Here is a 13,366-nt window from a genome sequence, read left to right as displayed (position 1 = left end):
TGTGAACACCCCAAGAAATTGGATTGGTGTCCAACTTCTTGGGGGCAGTCCACTTCAGGGTTATGGCACCCGGTAGTTACTCGGCATCCAGGTGCATGGGGGTGATTACCCGCCCATCTTTCTCGGCTTGCCCGAGATTGGCATCAATGAAGTACACCCGGTCATCTTCCAACTGGCCCTTGTCCACCAGATAGTCCTTGATGGCGCTGGCACGATCCTGCCCCAGTTGGCGCAGCAGCACGTCACTGGCGCTCCAGAACTTGATCACACCTTCGCGCAGCTTCGCCGTGCGCTCATCGCTGCCCAGGTCTTTCCACTCGGCCGGAGGCTGTTGTTTCAAGCGGGTGCGGTAGATGCCTTCCAGCAATGGGGCTTTTTCCTTCTCCGGTACGACAAGCAGCGATGCCTGGGCCGGGACTTTATCGCCACGGCGCTGGAGGATCTTGTAGTAGTTGTACTGGTATTCGCGCTCAAGCCGCTCGCCGGCCAGGAACGGACCGTCGCTGCTCGCCGCCGCAGTGCCTTCGATCTCCAGGCGCAGGGCAGGGCGCTCCTTGAGGGCCTTGGAGAGGCTGTTGAGGGCCGACTCGGCGTCCTTGCTCAACGCACTGGAGCCTGCGGCGAACGACACGTTGCCAAGGTCTTCCGAGCCACCACCGGTGACCAGCCCGCCAATAAACTTGAACGGCGCCGTCGCCGCGCGCACCACCAGGTTGCGCAGGGTTTGCCAGACAATCGGCATCACGCTGAATTGCGGGTTGTTCAAGTCGCCGGTCACCGGCAACTCGATGGAGATCTTGCCGTCGGTGTCCTTGAGCAGGGCAATCGCCAGACGAATCGGCAGGTCCACCGCGTCCGCACTGTCGACTTTTTCGCCCAGTTGCAGTTGCTCCACCACCACCTTGTTCTCGGCCTTCAATTGGCCCTTGGTGATGATGTAGTGCAGGTCAAGGTTGAGCCGGCCCTTGCGGATCCGAAACCCGGCAAACTTGCCCGAATACGGGGTCAGGGTTGTCAGTTCGACACGTTTGAAGCTGGTGGCGATGTCCAGTGCTGCCATCGGGTCAAACGGGTTTACGCTGCCCTTGATAGTCACAGGTGCGTAGCGGTCGACCTTGCCCTTGATATCGACGCTGGCCGGTTTGGCCTGGCGGCTGTCGATGGTGCCGATCTGGCCGTTGAGTTGCTGGATCGCGGTGGCGAAGTTCGGCGTCAGGCTGAAGTCGGCGAAGTTGGCCGAGCCATCATTGATCGCGATCTGGCCGATCCGGATGCCCAGGGGCTTTTCGTTGCTCGCGCTGGATTTGGCGGTGGACTTGGCGCCACTGTCGGCCGGCTGCGGGATCAGCAGGTCATCGACGTTGGTGGTGCGATCATCGTTGATCATGAAGCGGGCATAGGGTTGCAGCAGGTTGATCTTGTCGATCGACAGGCTGTTGCCATGCTGATAGTTCAAGCCTTCCACCACCAGGCGCTGCCACTTGAGGAAGTCACGGGTCTTGAGGGTGTCCAGGGTGTGCAACTGGTCCACTTGCGCACGGCCGGTGATCTGCAGCGCGAGGGGCTCGGTACTCTTGAGGTTCACATCCAGGTTGCTGCCCAGCATGCCGCTACGCAGCTCCAGGCGGATAAACGGGCTGATATAGGACTGGGCAACCCGCAGGTCGATATCCTTGGTGTCGACTTTCAACTTGGCGCTGACCGGGTTCAGGTTGACCTGGCCGCTCGCCTGGATCTTGCCCTGTTTGCCCAGGCCGGTGTCGATCTTGAGTGTGAAGGGGCTTTGGTTGAGGCTGTCGAAGTCTTGGACATCGACATTCAGCGGGCCCAGTTCCAGCGCTACCGCAGGTTTTACCTGGCGATCAGCCAGATGCACCTGATAGTTGCGCAGTTGCACATCCTTGAGCAGCACTTGCCAAGGCTTGCTTGGCGCTACCGCCTCGGGTTTTGGCGAGTCGGCGGTGGCCGGGGCCGTTGCCGGCTCAGGTGCTGCGGCCGGCTTGCTCGGCTGGCTGGCGAACAGTTTCTGCCAGTCCAACTGGCCATCGGCTTCGCGGGCAGCCCAGGTTTCGAGCTTGTTGCTGCGGATCTTGCCGACGATCACTTGCTGCTTGGCCAGGTCGATCGAGGTTTCGCTGACATCCAGGCGCTCCAGGCGCGCCAGTGGCCGGCCATCCGGGGCCTTGATCGCGAAGGGTGCGATGCTCGCGGAGACGTTGGTCAGGTTCAGTTCGGTTTCTTTGGCCAGGTTGAGCTTGTAGTCGGTGCTGAAATTGAGTACGCCATCTTCCAGGACCAGTGGCACGGCGTCGCGCACATACGGCCACCAGACTTTCATCTTGCCATCAGTGACTTTGAGCTTACCCTCGGAGGCGATCGGGACCAGGCTGAAATTGCCGGTCCAGTCGATCTGGCCGCCTTCGGGGCCGGCGGCGACCAGGGTCATGTCGGCGTTGTCTTCGGGCAGGGTGCTGAGGTTTTTCAGCTCGAAGTCGAGTTTGTCGTAGAGAAACTCGATAGGCTCGCTTGGGCGCACGTCTTCAAAGTGCACGTAGCCGCCGGCCAGCTTGATGCGCTCGATGCGCAGTGGGAACGGTTTGCTTTCGGGATCATCGGGCGTCGGTTCGCTCGGCGGCACTTTGAACAATTGCGCGAGGTTGAGCGTGCCGGCCTTGTCGAACAGGATTTCGGTCTTCGGCTTGTCCAACTGCACATCGGCCAGGTGCAGGGCGCGGGTCCAGAGGCTGTCGATCTGCAGGTTGGCGTAGAGGCGTTCAAAGCCCACCTGCTCCTTGCCGGGCTCACCGATTTTCAGGCCCCAGAGGGTCAGCTCAAGGCTGAACGGGTTGAGTTCGATACGCTCGATGCGGGCTGGCACGGTGGCGTAGTTGGCCAACTGTTGGTTGGCCACGCGAAGGGCGATGCCGGGGAGAATCAGGAAGCCCAGCAAGCTATAGAGTGCAAGGGCGGTCAGCAAGGCGCCTGCGGCGCGAATCAATCCTTTGGGCATGGGTGACGCCATCTATGTCGTTCAGAAGTGCCTTGGAGTATGGCACGGGTTTGCGGTTCCGAAGAACCGCGCTTTTATTACGCCAGCCTAAGCCTTTCAGGACAATCCTACAGTTGCAGGATCAGAGTCTTCAGCGGTGGCTGTTGGTCTTGTGAGGGAAAGTCCGCACCGGGTGTCATCACTTTCCAGTCGCGTACAGGCCGGCCGGCCTTTTCGGCGCAGCGCAAGACCTGCTCGCGCCAGTCATCCATGCTGACCTTTGCCAGGTTATTGCAGCAGATCAGTACGCCATTGTCGGCGGTGGCGAGCAATGCCGGTTTGAGCAGGCTTTGGTAGTCACGCAACAGGTCCACGGTACCAAAGGCGCTTTTGGCCCATGCCGGTGGGTCGAGCAGTACCAGGTCATATTGACGTTGCTCCAGGCGCGGGTAGCTGGGCAGTTTTTGCCCGCGACGCTGGGTGATCGGCAGCCCGGCCAACTGACGGATTGCCGGGAAGTAATCGGACTGGACGAACGTCATGGGTGCTAGTTGCGGGTTCAACTCGCCGTTTTCGCGACCGACCGCCAGGTTGCCCTCGGCAAAGTCCAGGTTGCATACCTCGCGGGCCCCGCCGGCCGCTGCGCTGAGCCCGACGCCACAGGTGTAGGCAAACAGGTTCAGCACACTTTTGCCGGCACTGTGCGCCTTGACCCAGCCACGGGTGTTGCGCAGGTCCAGGAACAGCAGCGGGTCCTGCCCGGGGTGGCGGCCGCGCACACGATAGTTCAGGCCCCACTCGTGGCCGACCAGATCCTCCAGGGCCGCGGGTTCGGCGCGGTATACCGTGTCTTCCCGGTCGATCCGCGAGTTGCCGCGGGAGCGGTCGTTATAGACCAGCAGCAACTCCAGGCCCAGGTACTGGTTGATCATCAAGTGCAATTGCTGCAGCGCATCGCTGTCCAGGGACTGGTGAAAGCTCTGCACCATCAATTGCGGGCCATAACGGTCGATGGTCAAGCCGCCGGCGCCTTCCTGGCTGCCATGGAACAATCGGTAGCAATCGGTGCCTTGGGCGTGCAGCTCGGCGAGCAGGTCTTGACGGTGATCGAGGGCGGCGCGCAGCGCCTGATTCAGGGACGACATGGAGCGCGCCTTGCTGGGGAATTGAAGCGCGCAAGTTTAACAGCTCCTACAAGGGGTTGCGTCGTTACAGCAGGCCCATTCGCCTGTGGGCCCTCTGCACCGAACCATTGCGCATTGCCCAACGCAGCAGCGGTGCGCTGCGCTTGACCCCGGCGCGGATCAGTTGGCGTTGCAGTGGGCTTTGTTGCTGGCCAAGCATGTCGCTGGCCCAGCCCGGCAGCAGGTCGATGCCGGCCTGCATCATCAGTGCGCCGAATGGTTTGGCCAGGGTGCTGGGGGCCGGGGCATTGAGTAGCAGGCGCAACACTTCGTGACTGCGCTCGTCACACAGCAGTTGTGGACGAATTCGTTGCAGATAATCCGAAATTTCCTGCCGTGAGCGCGGCACATGTCGTGCCCCCAGTTGTTCGGCGACCAAGGCGATCTCGCTGTAGTACCGGTCCTGATCCCGAGGCGATAAGTCCGGGTTTTTGTAGCGCAGGTGCGCCGCCAGAAAGCTGCTGACTTCGGCGACATGCACCCAGGTCAGCAATTGCGGATCGCTGGCCGCATAAGGACGCCCGTCAGGGGCATGCCCGACCACTTGCAGGTGGATGGTGCGCACCTTTTCGATTAGCCACTCGGCATCGCGCCGCGAGCCAAAAGTGGTACCGGAAATAAACTGCGAAGTACGCCGCAGGCGTCCGAGCATGTCCTGGCGAAAGTTCGAGTGGTCCCACACGCCTGCCAGCGCCAGGGGATGCAGCGCCTGCAACATCAAGGCGCTGATACCGCCGATCAGCATGCTGCTGAAATCACCATGGACCTGCCAGCTTACCGAGTCCGGCCCGAACAGCCCTGGATCGCCCTTGGGGCTTTCCAGGTCCAGGTTGCCCAGGGACAGGCCCGTCAGGCTCATCAACTGGGATTCGATACGGTTGCGCAGAAATTCCATGGTGGCTTGGGGGTTCCTATCGGTTCAGGCGTTTGTCGATCAGGCCGTCGACCACGTTGGGATCGGCCAGGGTCGACGTATCGCCCAGGCTGTCCAGCTCGTTGCAGGCGATCTTGCGCAGGATACGCCGCATGATCTTGCCTGAGCGGGTTTTGGGCAAGGCCGGTGCCCATTGGATCAGCTCGGGTTTGGCGAAACTCCCGATTTCCTTGCTGACCAGTGCCAGCAGGTGCTTTTTCAGCTCGTCGCTGGGCTCGACGCCATTCATCGGCGTGACAAACGCATAGATGCCCTGGCCCTTGAGGTCATGGGGATAGCCGACAACGGCCGCCTCGGCCACCTTGTCATGCAGCACCAGCGCGCTTTCCACCTCGGCGGTACCGATGCGATGGCCGGAGACGTTGATCACATCATCGATGCGCCCGGTGATCCAGTAGTCGCCATCCTCGTCGCGCCGCGCGCCGTCGCCGGTAAAGTAATAGCCGGGGTAGGGCTTGAAATAGGTGTCGACCATCCGCTGTGGGTCGCCATACACGCTGCGGATCTGCCCCGGCCAGCTGGCTTTGATCGCCAGGACGCCACTGCCGGCGCCGTTGATTTCCTTACCCTGTTCGTCGAGCAATACCGGCTGCACCCCAAACATCGGTTGGGTGGCGCAGCCAGGCTTGATGCGCTGGGCGCTGACCAGCGGGCTGAGCATGATGCCGCCGGTTTCGGTCTGCCACCAGGTATCGACAATCGGGCAGCGCTGTTCGCCGACGGCATTGAAATACCACTCCCAGGCTTCCGGGTTGATCGGCTCGCCGACACTGCCGAGCAACCTCAGGCTGGCCCGGGATGTGTTCTCCAGCGGACCATGGCCCTCACGCATCAGGGCCCGCAGGGCGGTGGGCGCGGTGTAGAAGATATTCACCTGATGCTTGTCGATCACCTGCCAGAAGCGCGAGCTGTCCGGGTAACTTGGCACGCCCTCGAACATCAGGGAGGTGGCGCCATTGGCCAGTGGCCCGTACACGATATAACTGTGGCCGGTCACCCAGCCGACGTCGGCGGTGCACCAGAACACCTCGCCCTCGCGGTAGTCGAGCACGTACTTGAAGGTCATTGCCGCTTGCAGCAGATAGCCACCGGTGGTGTGCAGCACGCCCTTGGGCTTGCCGGTACTGCCGGAGGTATAGAGGATAAACAGCGGGTCTTCGGCCTCCATCGGCTCGGGCGGGCATTCGCCGCTGACCGCATCAACGGCCTGTTGATACTTGAGGTCGCGTCCCTCGGTCCAGGCCACGGCGGCGCCGGTACGTGCTACCACCAGCACTGTCGTGACATTTGGGCAACTGGTCAGGGCCTTGTCGACATTCTGTTTCAGCGCCACGGGCTTGCCGCCGCGTACACCTTCGTCGGCAGTGATCACCGTGCGGCAGTCGGCATCGAGAATGCGATCGCGCAAGGCATCCGGTGAGAACCCGCCAAATACCACCGAGTGCACCGCACCAATGCGCGTGCAGGCCAGCATCGCGTAGGCGGCTTCTGGAATCATCGGCATGTAGATACACACCCGGTCGCCTTTCTTCACGCCACGGCTTTTCAGCACATTGGCCAGGCGGCTGACGTTTTGATGAAGTTGGCGGTAGGTGATTTTGGACGACTTTGCAGGATCGTCGCCTTCCCAGATAAAGGCCGGCTGATCGGCACGCTGCGCCAGGTGCCGGTCAATGCAGTTGTAGCTGACGTTCAACTGGCCGCCGGCAAACCACTGTGCGGCGCCGGTGTGGATATCGCAGTGCTGGACGGTCTGCCAGGGTGTGACCCAGTCGAGCAAGGCCTTGGCCTGTTCGGCCCAGAAGGTGTCGGGGTTCTCGATGGATTGCCGATAGAGGCGCTGGTAGTCCTCTTGGCCCAGTTGTGCAGCACGGCGCACGGCATCGGCATGGGGAAACTGGCTGATATCGAACATACAGGGATCCTTATTCTTGTTATGGCCACAAGAGCGTAAACGGCCCCTATAGGAGCCGTTTATGCAGGTTCAATCCCTGATTGTAGTGCCGATCACCTCAACCGCGGTGACGACCACGGAAGTAGTTGATCAAGCCTTGGGTCGAGGCATCGTCGGCCGTGCTTTCCTCGGCGCCTGTCAGGCGGTTGTAGACGCCCTTGCCCAGCTCCTTGCCCAACTCCACACCCCATTGGTCAAAGGCATTGATGCCCCAGATGACGCTCTGTACGAACACTTTGTGCTCATACATCGCTACCAGCGCGCCCAGGCGACGCGGGCTGATCCGCTCGACCACCAGGGTGTTGCTTGGGCGGTTGCCCGGGATCACTTTGTGCGGGGCCAGTTTCTGCACTTCGGCTTCGGCCATGCCTTTGTCGCGCAGCTCGGCTTCGGCTTCGCTAAGGGTCTTGCCGAGCATCAACGCCTGGCTCTGGGACAGGCAGTTGGCGTACAGCCATTGGTGATGGTCGGAGACTGGGTTGAAGCTGACGATCGGCACAATGAAGTCGGCCGGGATCAGTTGGGTGCCCTGGTGCAGCAACTGGTGGTAAGCGTGCTGACCGTTGCAGCCCACGCCGCCCCAGATCACCGGACCGGTGTCGGTGGCAACCGGCGTGCCATCCTGGCGTACGCTCTTGCCGTTGGATTCCATGTCCAGTTGTTGCAAGTGCTTGGTGATGTTGCGCAGGTAATGGTCGTACGGCAGGATCGCGTGGCTCTGCGCGCCCCAGAAGTTGCCGTACCACACACCCAGCAGGCCCAGCAGCACAGGCATGTTCTGTTCAAACGGAGCGTTCTGGAAGTGCTGGTCCATGGAGTAGGCGCCAGACAGCAGTTCCTTGAAGTTGGACATGCCAATCGCCAGGGCGATTGGCAAGCCGATGGCCGACCACAACGAGTAACGGCCGCCGACCCAGTCCCACATCGGGAAGATATTCTCTTCACGGATACCGAACGCCACGGCCGCCGCGTTGTTGCTCGACACGGCGATGAAGTGGCGATACAGCTCCGCTTCCGAGCCACCCTGGGCCAGGTACCAGGCGCGTGCGGCCTGGGCGTTTTTCAGGGTTTCCAGGGTGTTGAAGGATTTTGACGAGACGATGAACAGCGTGGTCTCGGCGCGCAGCTTCTGGGTCAGTTCGTGGAACTCACTGCCGTCGATATTCGCCAGGTAGTGGCAGCGCACGCCCTTGTGGGCGTAGGACAACAGCGCTTCGGAGACCAGCTCCGGGCCTAGGAACGAGCCACCGATGCCGATGTTGACCACGTCCGTGATCGGCTTCTCGGTGTAGCCGCGCCATAGGCCGTCATGAATGCGGCCCACCAGGTCGGTGATCTGGTTCAGCACTTTGTGCACGTCGGGCATGATGTTGGTGCCGTTGACCGACAGCTTGTCGCCCACCGGGCGGCGCAGTGCGGTATGCAGCGCCGGACGGCCTTCCGAAGAGTTGACCGGCTCGCCGTCGAACAGCGCTTTGATCGCGCCCTTGAGGTCGACTTCGTTGGCCAGGTCCACCAGCAGGTCGCGGGTTTGGGGCGTGATCAGGTTTTTCGAGTAATCGAGGAACAGTCCGCAGCTGCTCAGGGTGAACTGGGAAAAGCGCTGGGGATCGGCATTAAACGCTTCGCGCATGCTGAAATCCTGCATGGCTTGGCGATGTTGATTGAGCGCTTGCCAGGCGGGCAGAGCGGTAACGTCATGAGGGGTGCGGTAATACGCCATCGCTGCGGGTTTCCTTTTTATTACTGGGATTGCCTTTAGGACACTGCTAAACCCGGAACATCCAGTCTTGTATCAAGGGTTGGGTTCCAGACAGCGCTAACTATAACGCCGGGCGATTACATTAAACCTAGCGTGTCGATATGTCTTGGCTTTGTCTGTGCAGAGGTTGGTACTTTTTTATACCGGGGCCTGAGGGGTGCTACAAAACCAATGTGGGAGCAGGCCTGCCCCCACATTGGAGTATTGCCAGGCTTAAGCGCTGAGGTTCAGATGCAGGTTGTCGATCAACCGGGTCGCGCCCAGGTAAGCGGCAACCAGGATCACCACATCACGATCCTCGACAGTTGCAGGGCGCAGATGCTGGCCCTGGCGAACTTCCAGGTAGTCCATACGCAGGCCGGCGGCCTCGATGTGCTGGATCTGTTCGGTGCGCAGTTTGGCAAAGTCACGTTCGCCGGCCTGGATCGCCGTGGCGATCTGGCTGAGGCTGCGGTACAGCACCGGGGCGATAGCGCGCTGTTCTTGCGTCAGGTAGCCGTTACGCGAGGACAGCGCCAGGCCGTCATCGGCGCGCACCGTAGGCTCGCCAATGATCTGGATCGGCATGTTCAGGTCGCGCACCATGGCGCGGATCACTGCCAGTTGCTGGTAGTCCTTTTGCCCGAACACTGCCAGGTCAGGCTGGACCATGTTGAACAACTTGCTCACCACCGTCGCCACGCCCTCGAAGTGACCGGGGCGGCTGGCGCCGCACAGGCCTTCGGACAATTGCGGCACGCTGACCCGCGTCTGCACCGTCATGCCATCAGGGTACATCTCGTTGACTGTGGGGGCGAACAGCAGGTTGCAGCCGGCCACCAGCAGCTTTTCCTGGTCGGCGGCCAGGGTGCGCGGGTACTTGTCCAGGTCTTCGCCAGCGCCAAACTGCAGCGGGTTGACGAAAATGCTCGCCACCACGAAGTCTGCTTGCTCGGCGGCCCGAGTCACCAGCGTGGCGTGGCCGGCATGCAGGTTACCCATGGTGGGCACGAAGCCGATGCGCTTGCCTGCACTGCGCGCGTGAGTGACCGCGGCCCGCAGTTCGCGCAGGGTTTTGACGGTGTTCATGCCGAGAATCCGTGTTCGATGCCTGGGAAGGTAACGCCTTTGACTTCGGCGACATAGGCGCTCAGTGCGGCCTGGATACTGTCCTGGCCGGCCATGAAGTTTTTCACGAACTTCGGTGCACGGCCGGTGAGGGCCAGGCCGAGCATGTCGTGCAGCACCAGGACCTGGCCATCGGTGGCGCTGCCCGCGCCAATGCCGATCACCGGGATTTTCACGGCCTGGGTGATTTCTTCAGCCAGTTCGCTCGGCACGCATTCGAGCACGATCATCGCCGCGCCGGCCTGCTCCAGGGCAATGGCATCGGCCCGCATCTGCCGCGCCTGGGCTTCATTGCGGCCCTGGACCTTGTAGCCGCCGAGGATATTCACCGACTGCGGCGTCAGGCCCATGTGCGCGCACACCGGTACACCGCGTTCAGCCAGCAGGCGGATCGACTCGGCGAGCCAAACGGCACCTTCCACCTTGATCATATGTGCCCCGGCCTGCATCAGCTTGCCGGCATTCTGGAAGGTCTGCTCAAGCGTTGCGTAACCCATGAACGGTAGGTCGGCGATGATGAAGGCGCCCTGGTTACCGCGCTTGACGCTGGCGGTGTGGTAGGCAAGTTCGTCTGTGGTGACGGGCAGCGTGCTGTCATTCCCTTGAAGAACCATGCCCAGGGAGTCGCCCACCAGTAGCACCTCGACGCCGGCCTGGCTGCAGGCATGGGCGAAGGTGGCGTCATAGCAGGTCAGCATGGCGATTTTTTCACCCTTGAGTTTGAGGCTCTGCAAGGTGGTCAGGGTAATGTCTGGCATGAAAAGGGTCCTCATTCAGGCGCTTGGAAACAGCGAGTAACGCGCGTGAGTCTTCGTTTATACAGGCGCACTTTCTTCAGAGCAGTGCTTATAAGGCCTGGATTGCGCCCTTCAGCGCCGGGTTGGCGGCAGCGGGACGCCTATAGTCGTGAGGAGGACTCTGGAAGTCAATTGGATGTGTTACCGCGTTGTTACGAGTGGGGTGTTACCGCTGTTACTGATGTGATTGTAGGAGCGAGCTTGCTCGCGAAGAACATCTAGACAGCGCGTTTAATCAGGCCACCTGTATTTATATTGACGATGTTCGCGAGTAAGCCAAGCGTTCCAGGCCGACGAACGGGCATTCGGCGAGCAGGTCATTGAGTAGGCGGCCGTCAGGCAGTTGCAAAGTGGCAGGCGCCAGTTCGGCCAGCGGGTACAGCACAAAAGCCCGCAGATGCATCTGGTAATGAGGCACCTTGAGGCGCGCCTCATCAATCAGGCGCTCGCCAAACAGCAGGATATCCAGGTCCAGGGTGCGTGGGCCCCAGCGTTCAAGACGTTCGCGGCCCTGATCGTTCTCGATGGCTTGCAGTGCATCCAGCAGTTCCAGCGGCGCGAGGGCACTGTCCAGCGCCGCCACGGCATTGGTATAGCGCGGTTGGCCCTGAAGCAGGGAGTCACTTTGATAGAAGGCAGAGACACCCGCGACTGTGCTGTTCGGCAATTGCGCCAACGCCTCGATGGCGTTGCGCAATTGCTGCTGCGGGGCAGCGAGGTTGCTGCCCATGCCGATGTAGATACGCTCCACCGTGCTTACTCGCCAGAGGTGTCGGCGGCACTGCGTTTGCGCTTGCTACCGCTGCTGCGACGGCGCTTTTTAGGCCCGTCGCCAGTGGCTTCGCCTTTGCTGCTGAGCTCACGAATCATCTCGCGGCGTTCGCTGTCATTGGCGTCCTGGTAGTCGGTCCACCATTCGCCCAGGCCATCGGTCTGCTCGCCAGCGCTTTCACGCAGCAGCAGGAAGTCATAGCCGGCACGGAAGCGCGGGTTGTCCAGCAGCAGGTCGGCACGTTTGCCACTGCGCCGTGGCAGGCGCTCCTGCATGTCCCAGATCTCGCGGATCGGCATGGTGAAACGCTTGGGGATCGCAATGCGCTGGCACTGTTCGGCGATCAGTTCGTGCGCCGCTTCCTGCATCGCCGGAATCGGCGGCATGCCACGGTTCTGCAGGCGCAGTACCCGGGCTGGCAGCGCAGGCCACAGCAGGGCCGCAAACAGGAACGCCGGGGTCACCGGTTTGTTCTGTTTGATCCGCAGGTCAGTGTTGATCAAGGCTTCACTGATCAGGGTGTGGGTGTACGTCGGGTTGTGCTCCAGTGCATCGGCGCTGGCCGGGAACAGTGGGTCGAACAACTGCAGGTCCACCAGCATTTCGAACGTGTCGGCGGCATGCCCGGACAGGAACAGCTTGAGCACTTCCTCAAACAGGCGCGCCGAGGGGATTTCCCGCAGCATGGGTGCCAGTTCGCGAATCGGCGCGGCCGTGTGTTTCTCGATGCCAAAGTTCAGCTTGGCGGCAAACCGCACGGCCCGCAGCATGCGCACCGGGTCTTCCTGGTAGCGCTGCGTGGGGTCGCCGATCAGGCGGATCAGGTGATTGCGGATATCGTGCACGCCGTTGGCGTAATCGAGAATGCGCTCACTGACCGGATCGTAATAAAGGGCATTGATGGTGAAGTCGCGACGTTGCGCGTCTTCTTCCAGGGTGCCGTACACATTGTCCCGTAGGATGCGTCCGCTTTCGTTGCGGGAAGACTGGTTGCTGTCTTCCTCTTCCTCGTTTTGCGGGTGGCCCGCGCGGAAGGTCGCGACCTCGATGATCTCGCGACCAAAGTGGATATGCACCAACTTGAAGCGCCGGCCGATGATCCGCGCGTTGCGAAACTCGGCACGCACTTGTTCTGGCGTGGCGCTGGTGGCGACGTCGAAATCCTTGGGAGTAATGTTAAGCAACATGTCGCGCACGCAACCGCCGACCAGGTAGGCCTGGTAGCCAGCGTTCTGCAGGCGTTCGACGATGTTCACCGCATAACGGCTGAACTGGGCGCGCTGCAGCGAATGTTGATTGCTGTTGAGCACTTCAGGCGTGCTGCGAATGTGTTGCGTACGACGCAAGGGGGAACGGAATGACTGGAACAACTTCTTCAGCATGGGATGCACTGTTTGAAGGAATGTTCGGCCATAACGAAGAATGACCGCATGATGGGCCGGGATTCTAGCATTTAGTCAGGGGATGGTGTAGGAACTAGCTGCAAGCGTTGAGCCAGAGGCTTAAATAAGCCGGCGTGATGCTCAAATCGCAGAAACTACAAGGGGAGCCGAAGCTCCCCCAGAAAGTAGTTGCGTGCTCTATTTTTATTATTGATTTCGGGCTTCTTGTTTTTGTTGATCGCCCTCGCCATGAGATTTGACCTTCATGACACTCCCAATCGGGAGTCAAGAGCAAACGGATTGCTTTGGTCGCTGTGTTGCTATGATCAATGATCCAACCAGTTCAGGCTCTGCCTTAGGGCAGTTTTTGTTGTTCTCGGCCTGGTTGCGGGGCAAGCCCCAAATGCAACGCCTCTCCAAAAGAATCAGTTAGGGAAACTCTGAAAAAGACTTTCTGATTTGGCAAAATACCGCGACCCCACCCA

General features: G+C 60.8%; 9 protein-coding genes. All 9 read right to left on the bottom strand.

Annotated elements, in window-relative coordinates:
• Window positions 1-76: 76 nt before the first annotated feature.
• Complete coding sequence (locus KL786_RS28455) at window positions 77-3,010, bottom strand: DUF748 domain-containing protein (protein WP_215519728.1); 2,934 nt, start codon at window positions 3,008-3,010, stop codon at window positions 77-79.
• Window positions 3,011-3,117: 107 nt separating this feature from the next.
• Window positions 3,118-4,134 (bottom strand): class I SAM-dependent rRNA methyltransferase, encoded by a 1,017-nt coding sequence (locus KL786_RS28450; RefSeq protein WP_215519727.1) that lies wholly within the window; start codon window positions 4,132-4,134, stop codon window positions 3,118-3,120.
• Between the two features lie 64 nt (window positions 4,135-4,198).
• Window positions 4,199-5,068 (bottom strand): oxygenase MpaB family protein, encoded by an 870-nt coding sequence (locus KL786_RS28445; protein ID WP_215519726.1) that lies wholly within the window; start codon window positions 5,066-5,068, stop codon window positions 4,199-4,201.
• A 16-nt stretch (window positions 5,069-5,084) separates the two neighbouring features.
• A complete protein-coding gene (gene acs / locus KL786_RS28440) occupies window positions 5,085-7,022 on the bottom strand; it encodes an acetate--CoA ligase (protein ID WP_215519725.1) in 1,938 nt (645 codons plus the stop codon).
• A gap of 97 nt (window positions 7,023-7,119) precedes the next feature.
• Window positions 7,120-8,784 (bottom strand): glucose-6-phosphate isomerase, encoded by a 1,665-nt coding sequence (gene pgi / locus KL786_RS28435; protein ID WP_215519724.1) that lies wholly within the window; start codon window positions 8,782-8,784, stop codon window positions 7,120-7,122.
• A 252-nt stretch (window positions 8,785-9,036) separates the two neighbouring features.
• Window positions 9,037-9,891 carry a pantoate--beta-alanine ligase gene (gene panC, locus KL786_RS28430; RefSeq protein WP_215519723.1) on the bottom strand — a complete coding sequence of 285 codons (855 nt, stop codon included), beginning with the start codon at window positions 9,889-9,891 and terminating at the stop codon, window positions 9,037-9,039.
• On the bottom strand, window positions 9,888-10,688 hold the full coding sequence (gene panB, locus KL786_RS28425; RefSeq protein WP_215519722.1) for a 3-methyl-2-oxobutanoate hydroxymethyltransferase: 801 nt from the start codon (window positions 10,686-10,688) through the stop codon (window positions 9,888-9,890). The genes panC and panB overlap by 4 nt, the downstream gene beginning before the upstream one ends.
• Before the next feature lie 289 nt (window positions 10,689-10,977).
• On the bottom strand, window positions 10,978-11,478 hold the full coding sequence (gene folK, locus KL786_RS28420; protein WP_215519721.1) for a 2-amino-4-hydroxy-6-hydroxymethyldihydropteridine diphosphokinase: 501 nt from the start codon (window positions 11,476-11,478) through the stop codon (window positions 10,978-10,980).
• 5 nt (window positions 11,479-11,483) lie between these two features.
• A complete protein-coding gene (locus KL786_RS28415; RefSeq protein WP_215519720.1) occupies window positions 11,484-12,881 on the bottom strand; it encodes a polynucleotide adenylyltransferase PcnB in 1,398 nt (465 codons plus the stop codon).
• Window positions 12,882-13,366 lie beyond the last annotated feature (485 nt).

The organism is Pseudomonas sp. TAE6080 (genome assembly GCF_018732265.1).
Taxonomy (GTDB): Bacteria; Pseudomonadota; Gammaproteobacteria; order Pseudomonadales; family Pseudomonadaceae; genus Aquipseudomonas; species Aquipseudomonas brenneri.
The sequence above is the reverse complement of the archived record's forward strand: the minus strand, read 5'-3'. Positions and strand labels throughout refer to the sequence as shown.

Coding starts and splice junctions, on each gene's coding strand:
- panB (WP_215519722.1), bottom strand. CDS start 10,688: ATGCCAGACATTACCCTGACCACCTTGCAGAGCCTCAAACTCAAGGGT.
- acs (WP_215519725.1), bottom strand. CDS start 7,022: ATGTTCGATATCAGCCAGTTTCCCCATGCCGATGCCGTGCGCCGTGCT.
- KL786_RS28455 (WP_215519728.1), bottom strand. CDS start 3,010: ATGCCCAAAGGATTGATTCGCGCCGCAGGCGCCTTGCTGACCGCCCTT.
- KL786_RS28415 (WP_215519720.1), bottom strand. CDS start 12,881: ATGCTGAAGAAGTTGTTCCAGTCATTCCGTTCCCCCTTGCGTCGTACG.
- panC (WP_215519723.1), bottom strand. CDS start 9,891: ATGAACACCGTCAAAACCCTGCGCGAACTGCGGGCCGCGGTCACTCAC.
- KL786_RS28450 (WP_215519727.1), bottom strand. CDS start 4,134: ATGTCGTCCCTGAATCAGGCGCTGCGCGCCGCCCTCGATCACCGTCAA.
- pgi (WP_215519724.1), bottom strand. CDS start 8,784: ATGGCGTATTACCGCACCCCTCATGACGTTACCGCTCTGCCCGCCTGG.
- KL786_RS28445 (WP_215519726.1), bottom strand. CDS start 5,068: ATGGAATTTCTGCGCAACCGTATCGAATCCCAGTTGATGAGCCTGACG.